This window comes from uncultured Aggregatibacter sp. (assembly GCF_901873365.1).
Lineage (GTDB): Bacteria > Pseudomonadota > Gammaproteobacteria > Enterobacterales > Pasteurellaceae > Aggregatibacter.
Genome location: NZ_CABFLM010000031.1, coordinates 1 through 620, shown reverse-complemented (window position 1 = coordinate 620; position 620 = coordinate 1). Strand labels below are relative to the sequence as shown.

Sequence of the window (620 nt, the reverse complement as noted above, 5' to 3'; positions counted from 1 at the left end):
TATTTCTTTACTAATTTTGAAATATCATTAGGTGAAAAAATCTTATTCCCTAAAAGATAAGTACCATGCAATTTTTCATTATCATCAATAAATCCTCGAATACGATAACGATAAGCATGCTTTAACATTACCGCAAGCTGTCTCCCATTAGAACCTGCACCATAAATTAACACTGACTCATTGTCTTTATCTAAAATTAAACTCACATAATATCTCACTAACATTCTTGCACTACCACACAACAAGAATACATAAGAAAAATAGATAACAGGTACGGTTCTTGGAATATTGGCTTCAATAAAAAAAGAAAAAAAGATAAGGCTTACTGATGAAACAAGCGCACCACCCGCAACCATCGCTAATGCTTTAAACGAAATATAACGTAAAACTGCTCGATAAAGCCCTAACTTAATAAAAGTAAGCAAGGTAATTGCTATCGTACAAAGTAACGTCATCCAAATTTCAGTATTATCAAAAGAAACAATACCACCTAATCTTGTCCAATATGCAAGAAAAAAAGATGTGGTAAGCAATACGATATCAATAAAAAGACTGATAATTCTTTTTTTGGTTCTCGACATTTCAAATATAAGCGAATAGATCATAAAAATATCCTTAAT

The 620-nt window shown here is 31.0% G+C and carries 1 protein-coding gene; it reads right to left on the bottom strand.

Annotated features, from left to right (window positions below; genetic code table 11):
* A partial coding sequence (locus tag QZ106_RS00750) for a nucleoside-diphosphate sugar epimerase/dehydratase (protein ID WP_367259892.1) occupies positions 1–605 on the bottom strand: 605 nt, incomplete at its 3' end.
* Between the last annotated feature and the right edge of the window lie 15 nt (positions 606–620).